Genomic DNA, 22962 nt, shown 5'->3' with positions numbered 1-22962 from the left:
CAAGCTGTCCCTGTAGGCGGGCCGCGGATCCCGCCGGGCGCCGTCCGTCAGCAGGACGGGGCGGGCGGCCTGGAGAGGTCGGCCTGGCGGGGCACCGAAGCCTGCCGGGGGCCGAAGGGGTACTCGCGCTCCAGGCGCCACACCGCGTCGGCGCCCTGCTCGTAGAGGGCGAAGCCGCCGATCGTCCAGGTGGCGCTGAAGTCCTTCAGGCCGGTCTGGGCGCGGTCCATGGCCTCCTCGGCGATGCCGTGCGCGACGGTGACATGCGGATGGTACGGGAAGTGCAGCTCCCGGGCGCACGGCCCGGATGCGGCCCTGACCCTGGCCTGGAGGTCGGCGCAGCCCGCCTCGCCCTCGACGACCTTCACGAAGACGACGGGCGACAGCGGCCTGAAGGTGTCGGTGCCCTCCAGGCGGAGCGGGAACGGGCGGCAGCCGGCCGCGACCTCGGCGAGGTGCCGCTCGACGGCGGGCAGCGCGTCCTCGGGGACCTCGGTCGGCGGGAGCAGAGTGATGTGGGTGGGGATGCCGTGTGCGGCAACGTCCCCGAAGCCCTCGCGCTGCCTTTGGAGGTAGCTGCCGTAGGGCTCCGGGACCGCGATCGAAACGCCCAGCGTTACGGTCCCCACTGCGTTCTCCCTCCGGGTGCTTCGGTGGCGTCGCGCGGACCCTGCCGGGGTGCCGCACGGCGGTGGTGCGCCGCGCTCTGCCGAGAGCGCGCACCGTTGTTCAGTGTGACGGGTGGGCGCACCGCGCGGGAGCGCCCTTTGTCCTGTTGTCGCGGGCCCCGAGGCCCCCTGCGGCGGGGGCCCCGGGCGGCGGCGCGGCCGGACGAGGCCGGTCGCCTCAGTGCTTGGCCGGCAGGAATCCGAGCCGGTCATAGGTGGCGGCGAGGGTCTCGGCGGCCACCGCGCGGGCCTTCTCGGCGCCCTTCGCCAGGATCGAGTCCAGTGTCTCGGGGTCGTCGAGATATTCCCGCGTACGGTCCCGGAACGGTGTGACGAAGTCGACCATCACCTCGGCGAGGTCGGTCTTGAGCGCGCCGTACATCTTGCCCTCGTAGTCCTTCTCCAGCTGCGGGATTCCGGTGCCGGTGAGGGTGGAGAGGATGGTGAGGAGGTTGCTGACGCCGGGCTTGGCCTCGCGGTCGAAGCGGATGACGGTGTCGGTGTCCGTCACGGCGCTCTTGATCTTCTTCGCGGTGGCCTTGGGCTCGTCGAGGAGGTCGATGATGCCCTTCGGCGACGACGCCGACTTGCTCATCTTGATCGACGGGTCCTGAAGATCGAAGATCTTCGCGGTCTCCTTGACGATGTACGGGTTCGGGATCGTGAAGGTGTCGCCGAACCGCGTGTTGAAGCGGTCGGCCAGATCGCGGGTCAGCTCCAGGTGCTGGCGCTGGTCCTCGCCCACCGGGACCTGGTTGGCCTGGTAGAGCAGGATGTCGGCGACCATCAGCACCGGGTACGTGAACAGGCCGACGGTCGTACGGTCCTGGCCCTGCTTGGCGGACTTGTCCTTGAACTGGGTCATCCGCGACGCCTCGCCGAAGCCGGTGACGCAGTTCATCACCCAGCCGAGCTGCGCGTGCTCGGGCACATGGCTCTGCACGAACAGGGTGCAGCGCTCCGGGTCGAGACCGGCCGCGAGCAGCTGGGCGACCGCGACGCGGGTGTTCTGCCGCAGCTCGGCGGGGTCCTGCGGGACGGTGATCGCGTGCAGGTCGACCACCATGTAGAAGGCGTCGTGCGACTCCTGGAGGGCCACCCACTGGCGGACCGCGCCGAGGTAGTTCCCGAGGTGGAAGGAGCCGGCCGTGGGCTGAATGCCGGACAGTACACGCGGACGATCTAGAGCCATGCCACCGATTGTCTCAGGTCCGGGAATCCGCCCCGCGCGAGGTGGCGGATGAGGACGGGCAACCGAAGCGCCGGGGCCCCGGAACGGATGCGCGGGGGCGCGGAGTCGGGGGCTCGGGGGCGCGCGTGCGGATCGTGCCGGAGCGTCGTACGGCCCCGCCCGATCGTCCGGCACGCCCCGTCGGCGTCACCGGGCGGCGGCACGTCACCGCCGCCGCCCGGCCCGCCGTCACCCCACCGGGAGGCCGGGCGCCGGGTGGGCCGCCATCAGCTCGGCGACCTCGGCGCGGATCGCGGCCAGGGCGTCATCGTCGCCCCGGCCCGCCGCCCGTACGCCGCGGTCGATCCACTCCGCGACCAGCGGCATCCGGTCCGCGCCCAGGCCGCGGGAGGTCAGCGACGGGGTGCCGATGCGGATGCCGGAGGGGTCGAACGGTGTGCGCGGGTCGAACGGGACGGTGTTGTGGTTGACGACGATGCCCGCCCGGTCCAGGGCCTTGGCGGCGATCTTGCCCGGTACATCCTTGGACGTCAGGTCGATCAGCACGAGGTGGTTGTCGGTGCCGCCGGACACCAGGTCGAAGCCGCGGGCGAGCAGGGCGTCGGCGAGCGCCTTGGCGTTGGCGACGACGGCGTGCGCGTAGTCGCGGAAGTCCGGGGTGGCCGCTTCGTGCAGGGCGACCGCGATGGCGGCTGTGGTGTGGTTGTGCGGGCCGCCCTGGAGGCCGGGGAAGACGGCCTTGTCGAGGGCCTTGGCGTGGCCGGCGCGGGACATCAGCATGGCGCCGCGCGGGCCGCGCAGGGTCTTGTGGGTGGTGGTGGAGATGACGTCGGCGTGCGGTACGGGCGAGGGGTGCGCGCCGCCCGCGACCAGGCCGGCGATGTGCGCGATGTCGGCGACCAGCACGGCGCCCGCCTCGCGGGCGATCTCGCCGAAGGCGGCGAAGTCGATGGTGCGCGGGACGGCCGTACCGCCACAGAAGATGATCTTCGGGCGTTCCTTGAGTGCGAGGTCGCGCACCTCGTCGAGGTCGGTGCGGCCGGTGCCGGGCCGTACGCCGTACTGCACGCCGCGGAACCACCTGCCGGTCGCCGAGACACCCCAGCCGTGCGTGAGGTGGCCGCCCATCGGCAGCGCCATGCCGAGCACCGTGTCGCCCGGCTCGGCGAAGGCGAGGTACGCGGCGAGGTTGGCGGGCGATCCGGAGTACGGCTGGACGTTGGCGTGCTCGACGCCGAAGACGGCCTTGGCGCGCTGCACGGCCAGCGTCTCGACGCGGTCGATCTGCTGCTGGCCCTCGTAGTAGCGGCGGCCGGGGTAGCCCTCGCTGTACTTGTTCTGCAGGACGGTGCCGGTGGCTTCCAGCACGGCGTCCGACACGTAGTTCTCGCTGGGGATCAGCCGCAGCGTGTCGGCCTGGAGCTGTTCCTCGGCGCCCACCAGCGCGGCGAGTTCGGGGTCGGCGGCCTGTAGGGCGGGGTGGGAAAGGGGCGGTGTCATGGCGTCCTCCGGGGCGATCGGTCGGTTCCGGTCGTGCTCCCGGGGTGCCCAGGCGGGGCGACACCTCGTGATAGCGCCGCGCACCGCTCCCTCGGGGTCGATTCCCCGTACGCCAGTCGCGGCACGCGGCGCCGATTCTATCCGGCGGGGTGAGGGAGCGGGGGCCGATTGCCCGGGTTCGGGCCGTGACCTGCGAGGACCCGGGGCCGGGCCGCGGAGCTACGTGTCCAGGCCGAGCCGCGCGAAGGCGGTCGCCGCCACTTCGTCCGCGCCGCGCCCCGCCACGTCCACGACGTGAACCTCCCACGGGGTCGCCGCGAGCAGCCTGAGGGTCAGCTCGGCTTCCTCGCGCAGATGCCGGGCGGCGGCCCGGAGGCTGTCGACGGCGCGGGTGCCGGGCGAGCCGCCGAGCTTGCCGACGTACCAGTCCGCCCACTCCTGGCCCTCGCGCTCGACGGCCCGGCGCAGCGCCGCGTCGGGGTCGTCGCGCAGGTAGAGGACGCTCACCCGGGCAGGGGCTATGGCCCCGGCCAGCTCGGCCAGGAAGGCGGCGATCTCCGGCTCGCGGTGGCCCCAGGCGACCAGGGAGGGCACGAAGGGCAGCAGCGCGTCCGTCACCAGCGTGTCCGTGCCGTCCGCGCGGGCCCCGTCGACGTACGCCCGGGTGGCGTCGATCAGCGTCGCGGGCCGTACGGAGCCGCTGCCGTCGGCGAACTCGTCGGCCACCGGGCGGAAGGCGGGCCGGGTGAGGATGTCGGCCTCTTCGAAGTGATCGACCACCGCGCCGGTGGCGGCGAGGTGCCCGGCCAGGGCGGTGCAGAGCGTCGACTTCCCGACTCCCGGACTGCTGCCTGCCACCGCGATCAGCTGCGTCGTCGTCATCCCGGCAGTCTGCCACTGCCGGACCGGGGGCGGGGCGGCACGGCCCCGCCCTCCGGTCAGCGGATCACGTGCGGCAGGAAGCGGGCGTACTCGTCGGTGACCGGACCGGCCGACTCCCGGATGCCGAGGCCCGCCGCCTCGTCGTCGACGACCCAGGCGCCGAGCACCACGCGATTGCCGTCGAAGTCCGGCAGCGGCGCCAACTCCTGGTAGCAGCACGGGTCTTCCAGGCCGCGCAGGACGGGCTCCGCGCCCGGCGGGTGCAGGGTGACCCCCGCGCCCTCCCGCCCGAGCAGCGGCTTGGCCACGTAGCCCGCCGTACGGGCCAGCTCGCGCGGCCCGTCGAGGTAGGCGGGCAGCAGGTTCGGGTGCCCGGGATACAGCTCCCAAAGGACCGCGAGGAGCGCCTTGTTGGAGAGCAGCATCTTCCAGGCGGGCTCGATCCAGAGGGTGGAGCCGGTGCCGCCGCCGTTGTCCAGGGTGTCCAGGACGTGCGGCCCGAACGCGTCGGTGGCCAGCCATTCCCACGGGTAGAGCTTGAAGCAGCCGCGGATGAACCGCAGCCGCTGGTCGACGAAGCGGCCGGAGAGGCGGTCCCAGCCGATGTCCTCCATGGAGATCGCCACCGTCTCCAGGCCCGCCTGCCGCGCCGTCTCCTCCAGGTAGGCGACGGTCATCAGGTCCTCGCCCAACTCGTCGCCGGCGGAGTGCGCGAAGTGCAGCGGCGCGCCGGGCGGCAGCAGGGCCGCCTGCCGCTTCCAGGCGGCCACCAGGCGTTCGTGCAGCGAGTTCCACTGGTCGGCGCCGGGGAAGCGGTCCGCCATCCAGAACCACTGCGGGCTCGCCGCCTCGACCAGCGACGTCGGCGTATCGGCGTTGTACTCCAGCATCTTGGCGGGGCCGGTGCCGTCGTAGCGCAGGTCGAACCGGCCGTAGACGGACGGGAGTTCGTCCCTGCGGCGCCAGGATTCGGCGACGAGGCGGGCCAGCCGCGGGTCATCGATGCCGAGGTCGGCGAAGCGTTCCCGCTCCACGATGTGCGCAGCCGCCGCCAGGCACATCGCGTGCAGTTCGTCGACGACCTCCTCCAGGGCCTCGACCTCGGGGAGCGTGAAGGAGTAGTAGGCGCTCTCGTCCCAGTACGGGCGCAGCGAGTCGTCCGGGTAGCGGGTGAGGGGGTAGATCAGCCCCTGTGCCTCGACGGTCTGCTGCCAGCCGGGGCGGGGTGTGAGGGTGTGCCGTTCCATGTGCGCCTCACCCGCCGGCGGTGCCGGAGCAGCCGAAGCCGCCGCGGTCGACGGCCTGGGCCTTGCTGAAGGTGCCCTGGCCCGCGTAGGAGCCGCTGGACTTCTCCGGCCCGTAGTACCACTGCCCGTCGACCCGCGCCTTGCCGCGCGCGCCGCCGCTTCCGTTGCCGCTGCTTCCGTTGCCGCCGGTGGTTCCCGTCGTCCCGCCGGCGTTGCAGTGCCGGTCGCCGACGACGCGGTAGCCCTGGACCGTGTCGTAGCTGTTGCGGTCCACGCAGCGCTTGTCGGGCTCGGATCCGCAGGAGGTCAGGGCGGCGGCCAGCGCGCCCATGCCACCCAGGATCACCGTGCTGGACCGCAGCCTGCGGCGTGCTTTCTCGGCCAATGTTCTGCCTTTCCCCCGTGAACGGTGCCGAAGGACGGCAACCGCCTTGGACAGTCGTACGAACGGAACCAGCCTAGCCAGCCGGTCCGGTACCCCTCAGTCCGCCTGCGGTTCCGGTGGCAGGGCCCGCAGCAGCGCGTCCAGGACCCCGGCGAAGGAGTGGTCGGGCGGCCGTCCGTAGGCCACGACCAGGCCGTCGCGGGCGGGTTCGGTGGCCGCCGGGTCGCGGAAGCGGCTCAGCCCCTCCAGCGCCAGGCCCTGCCAGCGGGCGGCGGTGACGATGGACTGCTCGGTGCCGGGCGGGAGTTCGAGGACCGCGTGCAGACCTGCGGCGATGCCGGAGACCCGTACGTGCGGGGCGTGCGCGGCGAGCGCGGCCACCAGTGCGTCGCGGCGGCGCCGGTAGCGCAGCCGCATGCCGCGCAGATGACGGTCGTAGGCGCCGGACGACAGGAACTCGGCGAGGGTGAGCTGGTCCAGGGATCCTGACTGCCATTCGCCGGTGCTCTTGACGGCGAGCACCGGATCGACGAGACGGTCGGGGAGCACCATCCACGACAGCCGCAGCGCGGGCGCCAGGCTCTTGCTCGACGTCCCCATGTAGACGACCCGGTCGGGGTCGAGCCCCTGGAGCGCGCCGACCTGCTGCCGGTCGTAGCGGAACTCGCCGTCGTAGTCGTCCTCCAGGATCAACGCACCGTGCTCCGCCGCCCAGTTGAGGGCTTCGGCCCGGCGCCCGGGGTGCAGCGGCACGCCGGTGGGGAACTGGTGGGCGGGGGTGAGCAGCGCCGCCCTGACGTCGTCGAGACCGGCGAGTTCGGCGGTGCGGGCGCCGTGCGCGTCGACGGTGAGCGGGACGGTGCGCAGTCCGGCGCGGCCGATGACGTGGCGGTGGAAGTCGAGGCCGTACGACTCGGTGGCCACCGTGCCGTCGCCGGGCCGCCAGCCGTCCGGCGTGGTGCCGGGCCCGCGGTCCGCCGCACCGCGCCGCCCCGCGGCCCTGCCGGGGCCGCCGCCGCCCGCCCGCAGTGCCCGGCTGACCAGCGCGAGGCCCTGCATGAATCCGGCGCAGACGACGATGCGTTCGGGGTCGGCGCGTACGCCGCGGGCGCGAGCGAGGTAGTCGGCGAGTACGGCGCGCAGCTCGGGGCGCCCGCGGGCGGTGCCGTAGCCGAACGCCTCGTGGGGCGCGGCGGTCAGCGCGCGGCGGGCGGCGGCCAGCCAGGCGGTGCGGGGGAAGGCGGAGACGTCCGGGGTTCCGGGGGTGAGGTCGAAGCGCGGGGCGGCGCGGTGGCCGGGGCCCGCGGGGCGGCGGACGGGTACGGCGTGCGGCAGGGCGCGGTCGGCGACGTGTGTGCCGGAGCCCTGGCGGGCGCTGAGCCAGCCCTCGGCGACCAGGTCGGCGTAGGTCTCGGCGACGGTGTTGCGGGCGATGCCGAGGTCGGCGGCGAGCGAGCGGGTGGACGGCAGGCGGGTGCCGGGGGCGAGCCGCCCGGTGCGTACCGCCTCGCGCAGGGCACGGGTCAGGCCGGCCCGCAGTCCGCCGGGTCCGGTGAGGTCCAGGTGGAGGTCGCGCCCGAAAGTGGCCCAGGATTTGTCCATGGAAGTGGACCATACAGTTGCGCCACTGGGGTCGTAGCGTCGTCAGCATGACGAACCACACCACTTCCGCAGCACCCGCCACACCGGATCACAGTGGCCCCCGGATGCACTGGGCCGAGCTGGCACCCGACGTGTTCAAGGCCATGATCGCGCTGGACGCGGCGGCCAGGAAGGGCATCGATCCGGCGCTCGTCGCGCTGGTCCAGATCCGCGCGTCCCAGCTCAACCACTGCGCCTTCTGCCTCGACATGCACACCAAGGACGCCCGCAAGGCAGGCGAGACGGAGGAGCGCATCTACCTCCTCAACGCCTGGGAAGAGGCCACCGGCTTCTACACCGAGAAGGAGCAGGCCGCCCTCGCCCTCACCGAAGCCGTCACCGTCCTCACCGACGGCTTCGTCCCGGACGCCGTCTACGCCCGCGCCGCCGCCCACTTCGACGACACCGAACTCGCCCACCTCATCGCCACCATCACCACCATCAACGCCTGGAACCGCTTCGGCGTGACCACCCGGCGGACCCCGGGCCAGGTGTGAGCGCGATGACCGAACGGCTTTCCCTCATGACGGCGGCGCCCGACCTCTACGCCCCGATGCTGGCCCTCACCAAGGCCGCCAAGAAGGGCCTCGACCCGGCACTCGTCGAACTCGTCCAGATCCGCGCGTCCCAGCTCAACCACTGCGCCTTCTGCCTCGACATGCACACCAAGGACGCCCGCAAGGCAGGCGAGACCGAAGAACGCATCCACCTCCTCAACGCCTGGGAAGAGGCCACCGGCTTCTACACCGAAAAGGAACAGGCCGCCCTCGCCCTCACCGAAGCCATCACCCACCTCACCGACGGCTTCGTCCCGGACGCCGTCTACGCCCGCGCCGCCGCCCACTTCGACGACACCGAACTCGCCCACCTCATCGCCGTCATCACGATGATGAACTCCTGGAACCGGCTGAACGTCGCGGCACGTACCCCCGTCGGCGGCCTGCTGCCCGGTGCGGCGGCGCCATCCCGGAGCGCGGCCTCATGAGCGGCGCCGCCGTACTGCGCGCCCTGCACCACGGCCCGGAGCTGCCGCTCGTCCTGCCGGGCCCCTGGGACGCGGCCAGCGCGAAGGCGTTCGCCGACGCCGGCTTCCCCGCGCTCGCCACCCCCAGCGCGGGAATCGCGGCCTCACTCGGTTACGCGGACGGGCAGACGCCACCGGACGAGATGTTCGCCGCCATCGGCCGGATCGCACGGGCCGTGGACATCCCCGTATCGGCGGACGTGGAAGCCGGATACGGTCTTTCCGCCCACGAGTTGGTGGCACGGCTCGCGGACGCGGGCGCGGTGGGCTGCAACCTGGAGGACACCGACCACACCTCCGGCACGCTCCGCGACGCACAGGAACAGGCCGACCTGCTGGCCCGGGTACGGGCCGAGGCGGGCGACGCGCTGGTGATCAACGCCCGGATCGACACCTATCTGCACGGCGCCGAGGGCGCGCGGGCCGATGGCACGCAGGCCGAGGCCACCCAGGAGGCGGCCCGCCGCGGCCGGCTGTACGCGGCAGCCGGCGCCGACTGCGTCTACCCGATCTTCGCCCCACCCGCACTCCTGGCCACCCTCGCCACCGAAATCGGCCTCCCCGTCAACGCGCTGGCCACCCCCGACGGCCCTTCACCCCGCGAACTGGGCACCCTGGGCGCCTCCCGCGTGACGTTCGGGCCGGGGTTGCAGCGGCGGGCGATGGCGGCGGTAACGGAGCTGGCGGAGGAGGTGCTGGCGGGGCTTGCACGAGGTCGTTGAGTTTGCTTCAAAGGTTCGTTTCGGGGCCCCCGCGCAGCATCCCGACGGCCCCGCACAGCGACGCGCGACACGTGACAGCAACAACTACGGGTGGAAGCTGATCTCCGGGTTCTCGGGGGTCGGCCCGTTGAGGATCGGCTGGTCGGTCCCCTTCAAGTGCAGGGCGAAGAAGGCCGCCACGTATTCCCGGGTGAGCTGCACCCCGCGTTCGGCGCCGATCGTGGTGCCGGGGGGTTCGGGGAAGCCGATCGCGTCGAAGAGCAGTGGGGTGTCCGTGAAGGTGGCGTGGTGGGAGCCGGCGACGGTCAGCCAGCGCTTCCAGCCGTCGAGGTTGGCCCAGCTCTCCGTCCAGCTGGGGTCCTCGCGGCCGTCGCCCAGCGGGTGGCCGATCATCAGAAACGGCTTTCCCTTGAGGCCGGTGGCGGGCACCGGGACGTCCATGGTGCCGTCCAGGTTCGCTCCGGCCCGGATACGGTCATCGGTGAGCAGGGCCGGGACGGTCGCGGAGCCGCCGACCGAGTGCCCGGCCATGCCGATCCGGTCTTGGTCGATCAGGCCGGCGTAGCGCCAGGCCGGGTGCCGCCGGGTGGCCAACTGATCGATGACGAAGGAGATGTCCTTCGCCCGGCTCTCGTTCAGGGCCGCCCACTCCTCCGGCGTCTTCAGCTGGTCGCACATGACGCAGGTGAGCGTCCGGCCGTCGGGAAAGGTCGTCCCGGTGTTCTCGTAGGTGTGGTCGACGAGTGCGACGACGTACCCGCGGCTGGCCAGATCCTCGGAGAGGCTGGTCAGTTCGGTGCGCGGCATGGTGAAGCCGGGAGAGAGCACCACCAGCGGGAACCGGCCGGGCTGCGGGCGCGCGTGGGACTCGGCCCACGTCCGGGTGCCGGTGACCACCTCGGTGGGAGTGGTGTTGCCCGGCACCTTCACGTCCAGCATGAGTCTGGCGGCCTCGGGGGTCATGTACGGGGCCGGTCCGCCCGTCCCCTCCTTGGCCGGGTAGTACATCGACACCATCAACTGGCGCGGGCCCGCCGCCGGAACCCACGGGTCGGGTCGGTCCTGGTCGACGAGGTGCAGGATCTCCTGGCCGGGCGCGTACGGTCCGGTCGGGCGCGGGAGGTCGACGTGGGCGCCCGCCGACGCGGCGGTCCGAGCAGGCGCGGTGGCTGAGGCGGGGACGGTGGACGCGGCCGACGCTGGAGGGGAGGCGGCGACGGACAGCGGCAGCACGAACAGGAGTGCCGCCACGGTGGCGGTGCGACGAGTACCGGTCATGGGCAGGACCGTAGGCTTCCCGTACGGCAGTTGACGTCCCCTCAGGGATGTAGGGGGTTCACCTGAGAGCACGGGGGATTCGGGCGACGGTCCCCTAAGGCGTCGTGCCTTTTGGGCTTGCTGGTTGCTGGCCGCTGGCCGCTGGCCGCTGGTCAAGCCATGGCAGATCCGGTTGGGCGGTTGGCGCTGGAGGAGTTACGGATGCTGTTTCGGCGTGAGGTGCCGCCGAGATTGCCGGACGCTGCGGAACTGCCGGATTTTGCACGGGAGTTCATGCGGGAGCGGGCCGGACGGAAGGGTGTGCGGCGCGAATCCCTCACAGGCGTGGTTTGCCATGGCGATCAACTCAACATGGGACTACGCGAGTTGGAGGACGGTGAACGTCACGGTGAGGGTGCGTGACAGGCGCCCGATCACCCGCGGAGCAAGGAGTAGCTCATGGCCACGTACAACACGGAGATCCAGACGGGGGGCGGCGGCTGGCAGCCGGACGCGCCGCTCAAGCTCAGCATCGTGAACCGCAACGAGGTCGTCCCCGAGAGCGGCGCTCCCTCGACGGGGACAACGGTCACCTGGAGCGGTGAGACGGGGAATGGCTCTGTGACGTTCTTCGACGGCGGCAGCAACTTCCAGGGAACCGCCCAGTTCCCCGGCGAAGGCCCGGTGGGATACCGCGGCACGCGTACGGGCTGACCCAAGGGTGTGGGGCAGGTCGCGACAGAGGACCTGCCCCACACGCCCGAGCCGAGCCCGAGGGGCGGGCCGGCCCGCCGGACAGGTGCATGGACGTCGCTTCCTCTGGCACTGATGGTGCCCGCCGGTGGCACTGATGGTGCCCGCCGGGCGGCTGGGGGAAGTCCAGCGAGACGGCGATCGTCGCCTTCAAGCGGATGGAGGGCGAGTGAGCCGTCACGGCCAGGTCACAGATCATCGGGCAGGACCCGGAACGCCGCATGCCCGGTGAAGGGCCGCAGCACACGGAAGTCGCGGCGGTCCAGCGTCAGCACCGCGTCCGTGTCGTACTCGGCAGCCAGCACCACATTCACTGCGTCCACGAGGTCGAGGTCGAGGTCCTGATACCGCACGCGCAGGGATACCGCTGCGGTCAGGACGGCGGGAGTGGTGTCCGCCAGGGCGACGCGGAGTGTGCGTGCGCGTTCAGCGACGGATCTGACGATGCTGTCCGCCGCACGGCGCCCTGCCCGGATGGTCGCCACGTGGTGCACCTCGGTCATGGCGAGAGGGCTCACCACGAGCAGGCTCGCCTCGTCGGCGACCTTGCGGGCAGCGATGTGCTCCGGTGCGGACCGGTTGAACAGGGCCAGAATCCCCGAGGTGTCCGCAACGACGATCACGCACAGTCCTGACGTCGCAGTCGGTTCTCGTAACCTTCGGTGACGGCGGAGCGGATCTCGTCCCGGGTCACGGGTCCACCGAAGTCGAACGTCTCCTCGTCGGTCAGGAACGGCTCATCCCAGGTGCGGTTGCGCATGAGGTACAGGCGGACGGCATCCCGCGTGATCTCCTGCTTCGATCGCCCCTCGGCGGCTGCTTGCTCACCGAGCCGGGCCTCTTCCTCTTCAGGGAGTCGCATAGTCCAAGCCATGAGTGCATGATACCAAGCTCGATACCATGGCGTCGAGCGATGGCGACAGTGATCGGCCTGGCGTGGGAGACCCTGACGGGGCTTGCGCGAGGTCGTTGAAATCGAATCAAAGGAGATTTGCCGTTTATTTTAACGCGCTCTCTAAAGGGTCACCACCGAGGCCGAGAATAAGTAGGCCACGCGGGCGACAAATTCGTTGAGGGAACTGGGAATTTGCTGGGTCCACAGGGGCGCCCTAGCCTTGGTTGCGCAAAGCAGGAAGCGCACACAAAGGAGTAGCGCTCATGACAGTCACGACCAAGCAAATCATGGCCCTCGAAGACATCACCCCGGATGAGACCACCCACGGCAAGGGGATCAACTTCACCGGGAAAGAGTTGGGTTCGGTAACCACGGCGGTGTACATCCTGGCCGGTAAGGAATACCCGACTCCGGCCACGCCCGTGCCCAACGAAAACACGAAGGCCACAGCAACGGTTCCCAATTCGTGGCCGGTCGGAAGCGGTCAGGTCTTCCTGAAGGGATCACGCGACCGGCAGACCAACACCATACCCTTCGACGTCATCTCAGGTTAGAGATATTCCGCGGAATCGCACGCGGAATGCAGGCCGGGCCGGCGGGGCACCCGAAAGCAGGGCACACCCCGTCGGCCCGGCAATCCTATTTCAGGGTCGCGAATTCCAGATTCGCGAACAGAATTCAGCAGCGAATACATTGCACCCGTGGTCATCGCGACGCGCGGCCCGTACGGGGCCGTCCGGGCGCGTCATCCGTCACCGGCACCAGCCGGTCGTAGATGTTGAGTGCCGCCGCGATCTGCTGAGCCGCCGCGGCCGGGAACGGCTGGTCGATCATCACGTGGGGCACACCGTCGCGCCGGGCCGCGCCCCATACGGAGACGGCATGGCCGAAGCCGAGCAGGGAGTCGCGCAGCATCCGGGCCGCCATGACCCCTTCGGCCTCCAGCGCCGACGCAGGCGGCCTGGCCATCGTGGTCGGCCGGTCGGGGCTGAGGTAGCGACTCCTCCAGAGCAGTTCCGAGATACGTGACACCACTCGCGGTTCAGCGGTGCCGAGCGGGATTCCGGGGTACAGGGGCGTGATGCCGTCCGGGGCGAGGAGTTGGCGTTCGCCGATGGCGTCGATGCGGAGGTGCGCCACGTCGGCGGCGTTCAACAGCTTCATGACGGCGGTCTGTTCGGTATAGCGGGTCACCGGGTGGCCCCGAGACCGGCCGTCTCGGCCAACGGCTCCCAGGAGAAGAGCAGTTGGCAGCCGAAGCGGACAAGGTGCTTCATCTCCGGATACCGCTGCTCATGGTCGACGGACAAGGCGTTGGGCCACCGGACGATGACCACCTCCACCTCACCGCGCTCCGCCATTTCCCGCACGCGCAGCCACCCGCTGCGCCGCTGGGGGACGGGATCGCCGAACGGGTCGGTGACCACCGTGACGATCTCCAGGCCGCGCGCGGCAGCGAAGTCACGGCCCTCCTGCTCCGCCCGTTCCTCGGCCACTCCGGCGACGACGCCGCGCCGGGCGGCACAGATGTAGAGCACCGCCGGAACAGAGGAAGCCTTTTCGCTCATAGAAGCCCTCCCTAACTCTTGGTAGTGATTCCACTACCGAGGGGGCTCAGCGTGGCCTAGGGTTGAGAGCCAATCAACCTGCCGCAAGAGGACGGAAGGTCAGTGAACGCACCTTGAATCGCAAGGAGTTGAACCCGGACGCGTCGCCGCTGGCGGCCTACGGCGCACGCCTGCGCAGCATGCGGGAAGCGCGCGGCTGGACGCAGGAGGATCTGGCCGAGCGCATGGGCTATTCCAGCGTGCACATCTCGGCCATCGAAACTGCTCGGAAGTCTCCCACTCTGCGCTTTTCGCGTAGCGCGGACAGAGCATTCGGCCTGGAGGGCGGCGCGGACTCGTTCGACCGCCTGGGACGCGAACTCCGCCAGGGCTCGCTGCTGGAGGGCTTCCCGGAGTACGTGGGGTACGAGGGCCGGGCGGTGGAGTTGCGGTTGTATCAAATCGGGATCGTTCCCGGGCTGATCCAGACCCGCCAGTACGCACAGGTCCTGGCCGAGAGCGCCATGCACCGGGGCGCCATCTCGCCCGAGCAGGCCGTCGAACGCGTCGATTTCCTCATGGAGCGCCAAGCCGCGCTGGAGCGGGAGCGTCCGCCCATGGTGATGGTGGTGATGGACGAGAGCTGCATCCGCAGGCGGGTCGGCGGCGATGAGGTCATGGAGGCACAGCTCGACCGGCTGATCGAGTTCGCCGAACTCCCCAACACCATGCTCCAGGTGGCGCCGTTCACCATAGGAGAGCGCCGACCGTTCGACCTACCGGTGAACCTGCTGACGATGTCCGACCGCTCCGTCCTGTACTACGCGGAGTCTCAGGCCCAAGGGTTCTTCGAGCGCGAATCCACTTCCGTCATGCCGGTCCTGACGGCCTACCATCAGCTACAGGCCGAAGCGCTCTCCCAGGCGGAGACCGTGGCCATGATCAGCCAGCTGAGAAAGGGCACCCCGTGACGACCGAATCCCCCCGTTGGTACAAGTCCTCGTACAGCAACAACGGCGGCGACTGCATCGAGGTCGCCCCCAACCTCGTCGCCTCACGCGGCGTCGTCCCCGTCCGTGACTCCAAGGACCCGCACGGCCCGGAACTGGCAGTCCCCACCAGCGCGTTCGCGTCCTTCGTGGCAGGCGTCAAGGACGGGCAGTTCGGCACCGTCTGACCCAGGCCGCACCTCCATTGCCGTGATGATCGAGCAGGCACGAAAGGGCACCCCGTGACGACCGAATCCCCCCGTTGGTACAAGTCCTCCTACAGCGGCAACGGCGGCCAGTGCATCGAGGTCGCCCCCAACCTCGCCGCCTCACGCGGCGTCGTGCCCGTCCGTGACTCCAAGGACCCGCACGGCCCGGAACTGGCCGTCCCCGCCACCGCGTTCGCGTCCTTCGTCGCGGGCGTCAAGGACGGGCAGTTCGGCACCGTCTGATCCGTCTGACCCGCCGGTGCAGCGTCGAAAACGATCCGGGGCGCGGCCCGCATCCCCTTGAGGGATACGGGGCCGCGCCCCGGATGCGTTCACCGGTCGCTGCCGAAGGTCACTTCTTCGGCAGCCAGGGCTTCCAGACGTCCGGGTGCTTCTCGACCCAGCGCTTGGCCGCCTCGTCGGCGGAGAGGCCCTGTGAGGCGATCATCTCGGAGACCTCGTTCTGGTTCTCCTTGGTCCACTTGAAGGACTTCAGGAACTGTGAAGCCTCGCTGCCGCTCTTCGCGAAGTCGGTGTTGAAGAACTTCTTGAGCGGCGTGGTCGGGTACGCGCAGTCGATGGACTTGGGATCCTTCGCGCCCTTCTCCGCGCAACTGTCGGTGTACTTCGGGAGCTTGACCTCGACCATCGGGACCTGGTTGAAGAGCCACTGCGGCTCGTACCAGTACGTCAGGAAGGGCTTCTTCTCCTTGGCGAACTGCTGGATCTGGGTGATCTGCGCCGCCTCGGAGCCCGCGAAGACGACCTCGTAGTTCAGATCGAGGTTCTTCACCAGCGCCTTGTCGTTGGTGACGTAGGACGGCGAACCGTCCATCAGCTGGCCCTTGTTGCCGCTCTCCGACGTCCGCAGCTGGTCGGCGAACTTGTTGAGGTTCTTCCAGTCGGTGACCTCGGGGTGCTTGTCGGCCCAGTACTTGGGGACGAACCAGCCGATGTGCCCGGTGACGCCGTTGGGCCCGCCGTCGGTGATCGTCTTCTTGTCCTGGACGTACCGCTTCTCCTGGTCGGGGTGGCCCCAGTCCTCCAGGATGGCGTCGACGCGGCCCTGGCTGAGCGCGTCCCAGGCGGGGATCTCGTCCACCTGGACGGTGTCGACGTGGTAGTCCAGCTCGTTTTCGAGCAGGTACTTCGCCACCGCGACGTCGGACTGCGCGCCGACCCAGGTCTGTACGGACAGGGTCACGGACTTGGTGCCCTTGGCCGCGGCGAACGGCGACGCCTGCTTGGTCATGTCGGCCTTGCCGCAGCCGGAGAGCGCGAGCAGCGTCGCCCCCGCCAGCAGCGACGTGCCGACGATCTTCACCCGGGTACGGGTTCGCGTACGCGTGCGGGACATGGTCACGCTCCCTTCCCCGTGCGGCGTTCCGTCGGCTGGGTGACCCGGTCGAGCATCAGGCCGAGGCAGACGATGGCGACACCCGCGACCAGGCCGAGGGCGAGATCGCCGGTGGCGAGGCCGGTGACGACGTCGTAGCCGAGCGCACCGCCGCCGACCAGGCCGCCGATGATGACGACGGCGAGGACGAGGACCACGCCCTGGTTGACGGCCAGCAGCAGCGCCGGGCGGGCCAGCGGCAGCTGGACCTGGCGCAGGATCTGCCAGCGGGTCGCGCCGAGCGAGGTGGCCGACTCCATGGCGGCCGGGCTGACCTGGCGCAGGCCCTGGGTGGTGATCCGGATGACGGCGGGCAGCGCGTAGACCACGGCGGCGGCGACCGCCGGGGCGCGGCCCACGGCGAACAGCGCGACGACCGGGATCAGGTACACGAACTGCGGCATGGTCTGCATGACGTCGAGCACCGGCCGCAGGATCGCTTCGATGCGCTTGCTGCCGGCCGCGAGGATGCCCACGCCGACGCCGATCACCAGCGTCACCACGAGCGCGGCGAGCACCTGGGAGAGGGTGTTCATGGACGGCTTCCAGACACCGAGCACGCCGATCACGGCCATCGCGATGACGGCGGTCAGGGCGGTGCGCCAGGTGCCGATGAGCCAGGCCAGCGCGGCGACGATGAGCAGTGTGGCGTACCACGGGAGGGCGGTCAGGCCGTCCCGCAGCGGGTTGAGCACCCAGTCGGTGAAGTGCGCGGCCCAGTCGGCGGTGCCGCCGACGACGGGGATGCCGGAGTAGAGGTGGTCGACCATCCACTCCTTGAAGTCGTTGACGGGGCGGGCGATGGCGACGGTCCAGCCGGTGGGCCAGACCTCGGACCCGGCCAGCCGGCCGACGGCGGTGAGCACGGCGGTGACCACCGCGACACCCGCCCAGCCACGCCAGCCGCGCAGCAGGGCGGGCCCCGTGGCCTGCGCGTCGGAGCCGAGGCGTTCGCCCGCGGCGGCCGTGGTGCGGTCCATGACGATGGCCAGCAGCACGATCGGGACGGCGGCGGCGAGCGCGGTGCCGACGTCGACGGAGGCGAGCGCCTGGTAGACACGGTCGCCGAGACCGGCGGCGCCGATCATCGAGGCGATCACGGCCATGGAGAGCGCCATCATGATCGTCTGGTTGAGGCCGAGCAGCAGTTCTTTGCGGGCCAGCGGGAGCCTGGCGGTCAGCAGCCGCTGGCGGCCGGTGGCGCCGAGCGAGGCGACGGCCTCCAGCACCCCGGCGTCCGCGCCGCGCAGGCCGAGCGCGGTGAGCCGGGCCATCGGCGGCGCCGCGTAGACGACGGTGGCCAGCAGCGCGGCCGGCACGCCGATGCCGAAGATCAGCACGACGGGCAGGAGGTAGGCGAAGGCCGGGAGCACCTGCATGGTGTCCAGGACCGGGCGCAGCAGCCGGAAGACGCGGTCCGACAGACCTCCGGCCAGGCCGAGCACCGCGCCGACGACGACCGAGGCGATCACCGCGACGATCATCAGCGCGAGCGTCTGCATGGTCGGCACCCACATCCCCAGCAGACCGCTGACGAGGAAGGAGACCAGGGCGGTCGCGGCGATGCGGAGCCCGGCGACGCGCCAGGCGACCAGGGTGACGCCGGCCGTGACGCCGGTCCAGCCGAGCGCGAGCAGCAGCAGGTAGACGCCGCGTACGGAGATCACCACGGCGTTGGAGAGGTGGCCGAGGAAGTAGACGAACAGCGGGTGGCTGTCGCGGTTGTCGATGATCCAGTCGCTGGTCTTGCCGAGCGGCCCCGACACGTCGACGGTCAGCTCGGTGGGCCACGCGCCGCCGGACCACTGGGCGTGCAGCAGCGGGGCAAGCACCGCGGCGGCGACGGCCAGCAGCAGGATCTTGCTGAGGCCGCGGTGGCGCCGGACGGCGGCCAGCGGCCCGTCGGTGGTGGCGCCGCCGAGGGAGCCCGGCGGCGTGGTGGTGGCGGCGGAACTCATGCGCGGCCCCGCTTCACCGTGCCGGCGAGCACGTTCATCGCGGCGGCCCGCTGGGCCTCGCGCCAGTGGCGCTTGAGGGCGATGCGCAGCCGGGCCGCGGGGGCCGGGTCGCGGGGGACGCGGACGGCGCGCAGGGCGCCGCCGTGGGGGGTGGCGGGATACATCAGGCGGCCACCCCGTCGGGCTGGGGACGGTCGATGCGGGCGACCACGTCCAGCAGGCAGGCGTGGTCGACGACGCCGAGGCAGCGCCCGTCCTCGACGACGCGGGCCGCGTCGCCGGAGCGGACGACGGCTTCGATGGCGTCCGAGATGAGGGTGTCGGGCGCCAGTTCCTTGCCCTTGCCGCTCTCGCCGTCCTCGATGGGGCGCATCGCGCGGCGCACGGTGAGGACCTGCTCGCGGGGGACGTCGCGGACGAAGTCGCGGACGTAGTCGTCGGCGGGGGAGCCGACGATCTCCTCGGGCGTGCCGAGCTGGACGATCTTTCCGTCGCGCATCAGGGCGATCCGGTCGCCGACCATCAGCGCCTCGGCGAGGTCGTGCGTGATGAAGACCATCGTCCGGCCTTCCTCGCGGTGCAGGCGGACGACCTCCTCCTGCATGTCACGCCTGATGAGCGGGTCCAGGGCGCTGAACGGCTCGTCGAACAGCAGGACTTCGGGGTCGACGGCGAGCGCGCGGGCCAGACCGACGCGCTGCTGCTGGCCGCCGGAGAGCTGCCCGGGGCGGCGCTTCTCCAGCCCTGCCAGGCCGACCTTCTCCACCATCTCGGCGGCCCTGGCGCGGCGTTCGGCCTTGCCCACGCCCTGGATCTCCAGGCCGTAGGCGACGTTGTCCAGGACGGTGCGGTGCGGCAGCAGACCGAAGTGCTGGAAGACCATGGAGGCGCGGCGGCGGCGCAGTTCGCGCAGCGCGGTGCGGTCCATGCCGATGACGTCCTCGCCGTCCATCTCCAGGGTGCCGCTGGTCGGCTCGATCAGCCGGGTCAGGCAGCGCACGAGGGTGGACTTGCCGGAGCCGGAGAGCCCCATGACGACGAAGACCTCGCCCTTGTGGACGTCGAAGGAGACGTCCCGCACGGCGGCGGTGCAGCCGGTCTGCTCGCGCAGCTCCTGCGCGCTCAGACCGGTGACCGATGCGTCATCGGGGATGCGGTCCGCTTTGGGCCCGAAGACCTTCCAGAGGTTACGGGCGGAGAAGACGACCTCGCGGCTCTCGCCGCTCCCGGTGTCTTCCTTGCTCTTCGTGGCGGTGGCGGTGGCGGTGGACGCGGATATGCCGGATGCGTCGGCGGACGAGTGCGCCATCACGCATCACCTCCCTTGGCCGGGGCTTCCTGGAGCAGTTCGGCGCACTTCTCCCCCACCATCAGCACGCCGATCATCGGGTTCACGGCGGGCATCGTCGGGAAGACGGAGGCGTCGGCGATCCGGATGCCGGACAGGCCGCGGATCTTCAACTGCGGGTCGACGACGGCCAGTTCGTCGCTCTCGGCGCCCATCTTGCAGGTGCCGGCGGGGTGGTAGACGGTGTGCGCGGCCTTGCGGACCAGCTCGCTGATCTCCGCGTCGTCGGTGACCTCGGGGCCGGGGAAGACCTCACGCTTGAGCCACTTGGCGAACGGCTCGGCCTGGGCGACCTTGCGCGCCAGCTTGATGCCGTCGACGAGGGTCTGGCCGTCGTAGTCGTCCTCGTCCTCGAAGTACCGGAAGTCCAGGGCGGGCTTGACCTCGGGGTCGGCGGAGGTCAGGTAAACCCGGCCGCGGGAGCGGGACTTGGGGATGTTCGGGGTCATCGACACGCCGTGCTCGGGGCGTTCGTAGCCAAGCCGCTCGGGGTTGTCGGTGAACGGGATCTGGTAGAAGTGGAACATCAGGTCGGGGCCCTTGTGTTCCGGATCCCGCTTGACGAACAGGCCCGCGTCGGAGTCCATCGCGGAGTTGCCCGGCAGCGGCCCGTTGGTCTCCCAGACGATGACCGACTCGGGGTGGTCGATGAGGTTCTCGCCGACACCCGGCAGGTCGAGGACGCAGTCGATGCCCAGCGCCTCCAGGTCCTTGCGCGGGCCGATGCCGGAGTGCATCAGCAGCCGCGGGGTGTCCACCGCACCGGCGCAGACCAGCACCTCGCGCCCGGCCTCGACGTAGATCTCCTCGCCGTCCTTGGTGCGCACGTGCACGCCCTTGGCGCGGTTGCCGTCAAGCACCAGCTTGTCCGCCCAGGTCTCCAGCAGCAGCGTGAGGTTGGGGCGGTCACCTGCCTCGATGTGCGGGTGGAGGTAGGCGACGGAAGCGGAGGACCGCTTGTTGTTCTCCGGGTGGTACGACAGGTCGAAGAATCCGACACCCTCGTCGAAGGGCTTGTCGTTGAAGCCGACGACCTCCGGGACGCCGAGGGCGCTCTTGGTGGCCTCGACCCAGTCGGTGGCGATGGCGTTCTGGTCCTTCTTGGCGACCCGCACGATGTTGTTGCGGAGCTTGCCGAAGTAGGGGTCCATGTCCTTGGCGCCCCAGCCGGCCGCGCCGGCCGCTTCCCACTCGTCCCAGTCGGACGGCAGCGGCTTGAAGGAGATCAGCGTGTTGTGCGAGGAGCAGCCGCCGAGCACCTTGGCGCGGCTGTGCAGGATGTGCGAGTTGCCGCGCGGCTGCTCGGTGGTGGTGTAGCCGTAGTCGAGGTCGCCGCCGAGCAGGCCGAGCCAGCGGCGCAGCGTCAGCACGTCCTCACGGTCGATGTCGGTGGGGCCGCCTTCGATGACGACGACGCTGACGTCCGGGTCCTCGGTCAGCCGGGAAGCGATCACGGATCCTGCGGTGCCGCCGCCGACGACGACGTAGTCGGCCTGGATCGTGCGGGAGGCGGGGGAAGAGGGGGGCATGGGGGTGCTCCTTCGTGCACAGTGCGTGAGCTGCTGCGGTACTGCGATGCCGGTGAGGGCGGGTGCTGCAAGCGGGGGCGTACGGGGGGAGTTGCGCACGGTCCGCGGGGAAAGGGGCGGGCGTGCTGCTCGGGCCGCGGGGGCGGCCGGGGTGCCGGGCGGCGGGCGGGCGCGTCAGGGGCCCGCCCGCCGCCGGTCACGGATGATCAGCCGGCGAACCAGCGCACCGGCTCGGGCCGGAGGTTCTCGTAAATGTGCTTGCTCTCGCGGTACTCGTCCAGGCCGGTGGGGCCCAACTCCCGGCCGATGCCGGACTTTCCGAAGCCGCCCCACTCCGCCTGCGGGAGGTAGGGGTGGAAGTCGTTGATCCAGACGGTGCCGTGCCGCAGGCGGGCGGCGACCCGGCGGGCCCGCGCGGTGTCGCTGGAGAAGACCGCGCCGGCCAGGCCGAACTCGGTGTCGTTGGCGAGCGCGACGGCCTCGTCCTCGGTGGTGAAGGTCTCCACCGTCAGGATCGGGCCGAAGGTCTCCTCGCGGACCACCTTCATGTCGCGGTGGCAGCCGTCCAGGATGGTCGGCGCGTAGAAGTAGCCGCTCGCGGGCCGCACGTCCGACGGCTGGGGGCGGGAGCCGCCGGAGCGCAGCTGGGCACCCTCGGAGAGCGCGGAGGCGACGTACGCCTCGACCTTGTCGAGCTGCTGCTGGGAGACGAGCGGGCCGCACTCCACGCCGTCCTCGGTGCCGCGGCCGAGCTTGATCTTCTCGGCGCGGCGGGCGAGTTCGGCGACGAAGCGGTCGCGCACCGACTCCTCGATGATCAGCCGGGCACCGGCCGAGCAGACCTGGCCGCTGTGGATGAACGCCGCGTTCAGCGCCTGGTCGACGGCGGTGTCGAAGCCCTCTTCGGTGGCGCAGGAGTCGGCGAAGACCACGTTGGGGTTCTTGCCGCCCAGCTCCAGGGCGATGTTCTTGGCGCCGGACACCGCGGCGGCGCCCGCCTTCGTGCCGCTGGCCAGGCCACCGGTGAAGGAGAACAGGTCCACGTCGGGGTGGTCGGCGAGCCGCTGGCCGACCGGAAGCCCGGCGCCGGTGACGATGTTGGCGACCCCGGCCGGAAGACCGGCCTCGACCAGCAGCTTGATCAGGTGCACGGTCGACAGCGGGGTGACCTCGCTGGGCTTGATGACGAAGGTGTTGCCCGCGGCGATGGCCGGGGCGACCTTCCAACTGGCCTGCAGCAGCGGGTAGTTCCAGGGCGTGATGAGCGAGCAGACACCCACCGGCTCGTGCACGATGACGCTGTGCACGTCCGGCGAACCGGCGTCGACGACCCGGCCGCCGCTCTCGTTCATCACCACGTCGGCGAAGTACCGGAAGGCGTCGGTGACGGCGTCGACGTCGGCCCGGCCCTCTTCCAGGGTCTTGCCGGTGTCGCGGCTCTCGATGAGCGCGATCTCCTCGCGGTCGCGCTGGAGCAGGTCCGCGACGCGGCGGAGCAGCGCGGAGCGCTCCGCGACGGGCGTGGCGGGCCAGCTGCCCTCGTCGAAGGCGCGGCGGGCGGCGGCGACGGCCGCGTCGGCGTCTTCCGCGCCCCCCTCGGACACCAGCTGGATGACGGTCGCGTCGGCGGGGTCGAGGACCTCCCGCGTGGCGCCGGATGCGGCGGCCCGCCACACCCCGTCTACGTGAATGGTCTCGATTGCCGACACTTCTGTTCTGCCTTCCGCTTACCGATTTGTTCGCACTGGTTCACACCAGCAACGAGGACCCCTCCCCGAAAGCCCCTTGCTTATGCCCAAACATTCATGGAAAGTGACCCG

The 22962-nt window shown here is 70.9% G+C and carries 26 protein-coding genes; 8 read left to right on the top strand and 18 right to left on the bottom strand.

Translation table 11 applies throughout. The features are described 5' to 3' along the window. Positions 1 to 47 precede the first annotated feature (47 nt). The 7 genes from ACIBK8_RS17750 to ACIBK8_RS17720 form a co-directional block, all read right to left on the bottom strand. Positions 48 to 629, bottom strand: coding sequence for a 2'-5' RNA ligase family protein (locus ACIBK8_RS17750; protein WP_399042764.1), 582 nt, complete (start codon positions 627 to 629; stop codon positions 48 to 50). Positions 630 to 846: 217 nt separating this feature from the next. Continuing rightward, entirely contained in the window at positions 847 to 1860 is a 1014-nt protein-coding gene (gene trpS, locus ACIBK8_RS17745; RefSeq protein ID WP_393688971.1) for a tryptophan--tRNA ligase, read from the bottom strand. A 228-nt stretch (positions 1861 to 2088) separates the two neighbouring features. Continuing rightward, positions 2089 to 3360, bottom strand: a complete 1272-nt coding sequence (gene glyA, locus ACIBK8_RS17740) for a serine hydroxymethyltransferase (protein ID WP_399042763.1) — start codon at positions 3358 to 3360, stop codon at positions 2089 to 2091. 219 nt (positions 3361 to 3579) lie between these two features. Then, a complete protein-coding gene (locus ACIBK8_RS17735; protein WP_399042762.1) occupies positions 3580 to 4242 on the bottom strand; it encodes a hypothetical protein in 663 nt (220 codons plus the stop codon). A 56-nt stretch (positions 4243 to 4298) separates the two neighbouring features. Continuing rightward, positions 4299 to 5489 (bottom strand): glutathionylspermidine synthase family protein, encoded by a 1191-nt coding sequence (locus tag ACIBK8_RS17730; RefSeq protein WP_399042761.1) that lies wholly within the window; start codon positions 5487 to 5489, stop codon positions 4299 to 4301. A gap of 7 nt (positions 5490 to 5496) precedes the next feature. Next, on the bottom strand, positions 5497 to 5874 hold the full coding sequence (locus ACIBK8_RS17725; protein ID WP_399042760.1) for a hypothetical protein: 378 nt from the start codon (positions 5872 to 5874) through the stop codon (positions 5497 to 5499). Positions 5875 to 5970: 96 nt separating this feature from the next. Then, positions 5971 to 7476, bottom strand: coding sequence for a PLP-dependent aminotransferase family protein (locus ACIBK8_RS17720; protein WP_399042759.1), 1506 nt, complete (start codon positions 7474 to 7476; stop codon positions 5971 to 5973). 47 nt (positions 7477 to 7523) lie between these two features. On the opposite strand from ACIBK8_RS17720, the gene ACIBK8_RS17715 reads away from it, so the two are divergent. The 3 genes from ACIBK8_RS17715 to ACIBK8_RS17705 are packed head-to-tail and all read left to right on the top strand — an operon-like array spanning position 7524 to position 9261. Then, on the top strand, positions 7524 to 8012 hold the full coding sequence (locus tag ACIBK8_RS17715; RefSeq protein WP_399042758.1) for a carboxymuconolactone decarboxylase family protein: 489 nt from the start codon (positions 7524 to 7526) through the stop codon (positions 8010 to 8012). 5 nt (positions 8013 to 8017) lie between these two features. Beyond that, positions 8018 to 8500 (top strand): carboxymuconolactone decarboxylase family protein, encoded by a 483-nt coding sequence (locus ACIBK8_RS17710; protein WP_399042757.1) that lies wholly within the window; start codon positions 8018 to 8020, stop codon positions 8498 to 8500. Further along, positions 8497 to 9261, top strand: a complete 765-nt coding sequence (locus tag ACIBK8_RS17705; RefSeq protein ID WP_399042756.1) for an isocitrate lyase/phosphoenolpyruvate mutase family protein — start codon at positions 8497 to 8499, stop codon at positions 9259 to 9261. Before ACIBK8_RS17710 ends, ACIBK8_RS17705 begins: the two co-directional genes overlap by 4 nt. Before the next feature lie 84 nt (positions 9262 to 9345). Here ACIBK8_RS17705 and ACIBK8_RS17700 read toward each other — a convergent pair whose 3' ends face one another. Then, positions 9346 to 10539 carry an alpha/beta hydrolase family protein gene (locus ACIBK8_RS17700; protein ID WP_399042755.1) on the bottom strand — a complete coding sequence of 398 codons (1194 nt, stop codon included), beginning with the start codon at positions 10537 to 10539 and terminating at the stop codon, positions 9346 to 9348. Positions 10540 to 10977: 438 nt separating this feature from the next. Between ACIBK8_RS17700 and ACIBK8_RS17695 the strand changes: the two genes are divergently transcribed. Then, on the top strand, positions 10978 to 11232 hold the full coding sequence (locus tag ACIBK8_RS17695) for a hypothetical protein (RefSeq protein ID WP_399042754.1): 255 nt from the start codon (positions 10978 to 10980) through the stop codon (positions 11230 to 11232). Between the two features lie 227 nt (positions 11233 to 11459). Here the strand turns inward: ACIBK8_RS17695 and ACIBK8_RS17690 are convergent, their stop codons facing one another. Next, positions 11460 to 11894 carry a type II toxin-antitoxin system VapC family toxin gene (locus ACIBK8_RS17690; protein WP_399042753.1) on the bottom strand — a complete coding sequence of 145 codons (435 nt, stop codon included), beginning with the start codon at positions 11892 to 11894 and terminating at the stop codon, positions 11460 to 11462. Further along, a complete protein-coding gene (locus tag ACIBK8_RS17685; RefSeq protein WP_399042752.1) occupies positions 11891 to 12145 on the bottom strand; it encodes a ribbon-helix-helix protein, CopG family in 255 nt (84 codons plus the stop codon). The genes ACIBK8_RS17690 and ACIBK8_RS17685 overlap by 4 nt, the downstream gene beginning before the upstream one ends. A gap of 284 nt (positions 12146 to 12429) precedes the next feature. Between ACIBK8_RS17685 and ACIBK8_RS17680 the strand changes: the two genes are divergently transcribed. Further along, positions 12430 to 12720 carry a hypothetical protein gene (locus ACIBK8_RS17680; RefSeq protein WP_399042751.1) on the top strand — a complete coding sequence of 97 codons (291 nt, stop codon included), beginning with the start codon at positions 12430 to 12432 and terminating at the stop codon, positions 12718 to 12720. A gap of 151 nt (positions 12721 to 12871) precedes the next feature. Here ACIBK8_RS17680 and ACIBK8_RS17675 read toward each other — a convergent pair whose 3' ends face one another. Beyond that, positions 12872 to 13330: a hypothetical protein gene (locus ACIBK8_RS17675; RefSeq protein WP_399042749.1), complete on the bottom strand. Its 459-nt coding sequence runs from the start codon at positions 13328 to 13330 to the stop codon at positions 12872 to 12874. Between the two features lie 26 nt (positions 13331 to 13356). Beyond that, positions 13357 to 13734: a hypothetical protein gene (locus ACIBK8_RS17670; protein ID WP_399042748.1), complete on the bottom strand. Its 378-nt coding sequence runs from the start codon at positions 13732 to 13734 to the stop codon at positions 13357 to 13359. A 113-nt stretch (positions 13735 to 13847) separates the two neighbouring features. Between ACIBK8_RS17670 and ACIBK8_RS17665 the strand changes: the two genes are divergently transcribed. The 3 genes from ACIBK8_RS17665 to ACIBK8_RS17655 are packed head-to-tail and all read left to right on the top strand — an operon-like array spanning position 13848 to position 15154. Beyond that, positions 13848 to 14684 (top strand): Scr1 family TA system antitoxin-like transcriptional regulator, encoded by an 837-nt coding sequence (locus tag ACIBK8_RS17665; RefSeq protein WP_399042747.1) that lies wholly within the window; start codon positions 13848 to 13850, stop codon positions 14682 to 14684. Next, positions 14681 to 14890, top strand: coding sequence for a DUF397 domain-containing protein (locus ACIBK8_RS17660; protein WP_399042746.1), 210 nt, complete (start codon positions 14681 to 14683; stop codon positions 14888 to 14890). The genes ACIBK8_RS17665 and ACIBK8_RS17660 overlap by 4 nt, the downstream gene beginning before the upstream one ends. A 54-nt stretch (positions 14891 to 14944) precedes the next feature. Continuing rightward, entirely contained in the window at positions 14945 to 15154 is a 210-nt protein-coding gene (locus ACIBK8_RS17655; RefSeq protein WP_399042745.1) for a DUF397 domain-containing protein, read from the top strand. A gap of 109 nt (positions 15155 to 15263) precedes the next feature. On the opposite strand, the gene ACIBK8_RS17650 is transcribed toward ACIBK8_RS17655, so the two are convergent. The 6 genes from ACIBK8_RS17650 to ACIBK8_RS17625 form a co-directional block, all read right to left on the bottom strand. After that, positions 15264 to 16268, bottom strand: coding sequence for an ABC transporter substrate-binding protein (locus ACIBK8_RS17650; protein WP_399042744.1), 1005 nt, complete (start codon positions 16266 to 16268; stop codon positions 15264 to 15266). Positions 16269 to 16270: 2 nt separating this feature from the next. Next, on the bottom strand, positions 16271 to 18265 hold the full coding sequence (locus ACIBK8_RS17645; protein ID WP_399042743.1) for an ABC transporter permease: 1995 nt from the start codon (positions 18263 to 18265) through the stop codon (positions 16271 to 16273). Next, complete coding sequence (locus tag ACIBK8_RS17640; RefSeq protein WP_393689010.1) at positions 18262 to 18429, bottom strand: hypothetical protein; 168 nt, start codon at positions 18427 to 18429, stop codon at positions 18262 to 18264. The genes ACIBK8_RS17645 and ACIBK8_RS17640 overlap by 4 nt, the downstream gene beginning before the upstream one ends. Then, positions 18429 to 19574 carry a glycine betaine/L-proline ABC transporter ATP-binding protein gene (locus tag ACIBK8_RS17635; protein ID WP_399042742.1) on the bottom strand — a complete coding sequence of 382 codons (1146 nt, stop codon included), beginning with the start codon at positions 19572 to 19574 and terminating at the stop codon, positions 18429 to 18431. The genes ACIBK8_RS17640 and ACIBK8_RS17635 overlap by 1 nt, the downstream gene beginning before the upstream one ends. Beyond that, positions 19574 to 21142 (bottom strand): GMC family oxidoreductase, encoded by a 1569-nt coding sequence (locus tag ACIBK8_RS17630; RefSeq protein ID WP_399042741.1) that lies wholly within the window; start codon positions 21140 to 21142, stop codon positions 19574 to 19576. Before ACIBK8_RS17630 ends, ACIBK8_RS17635 begins: the two co-directional genes overlap by 1 nt. Positions 21143 to 21348: 206 nt before the next feature. Continuing rightward, complete coding sequence (locus ACIBK8_RS17625) at positions 21349 to 22851, bottom strand: aldehyde dehydrogenase family protein (protein ID WP_399042740.1); 1503 nt, start codon at positions 22849 to 22851, stop codon at positions 21349 to 21351. Positions 22852 to 22962 lie beyond the last annotated feature (111 nt).

The organism is Streptomyces sp. NPDC050161, from assembly GCF_044460025.1.
Taxonomy (GTDB): Bacteria; Actinomycetota; Actinomycetes; order Streptomycetales; family Streptomycetaceae; genus Streptomyces.
Note: the sequence above shows the minus strand (reverse complement) of the source record. Positions and strands in the feature narration are given on the sequence as shown.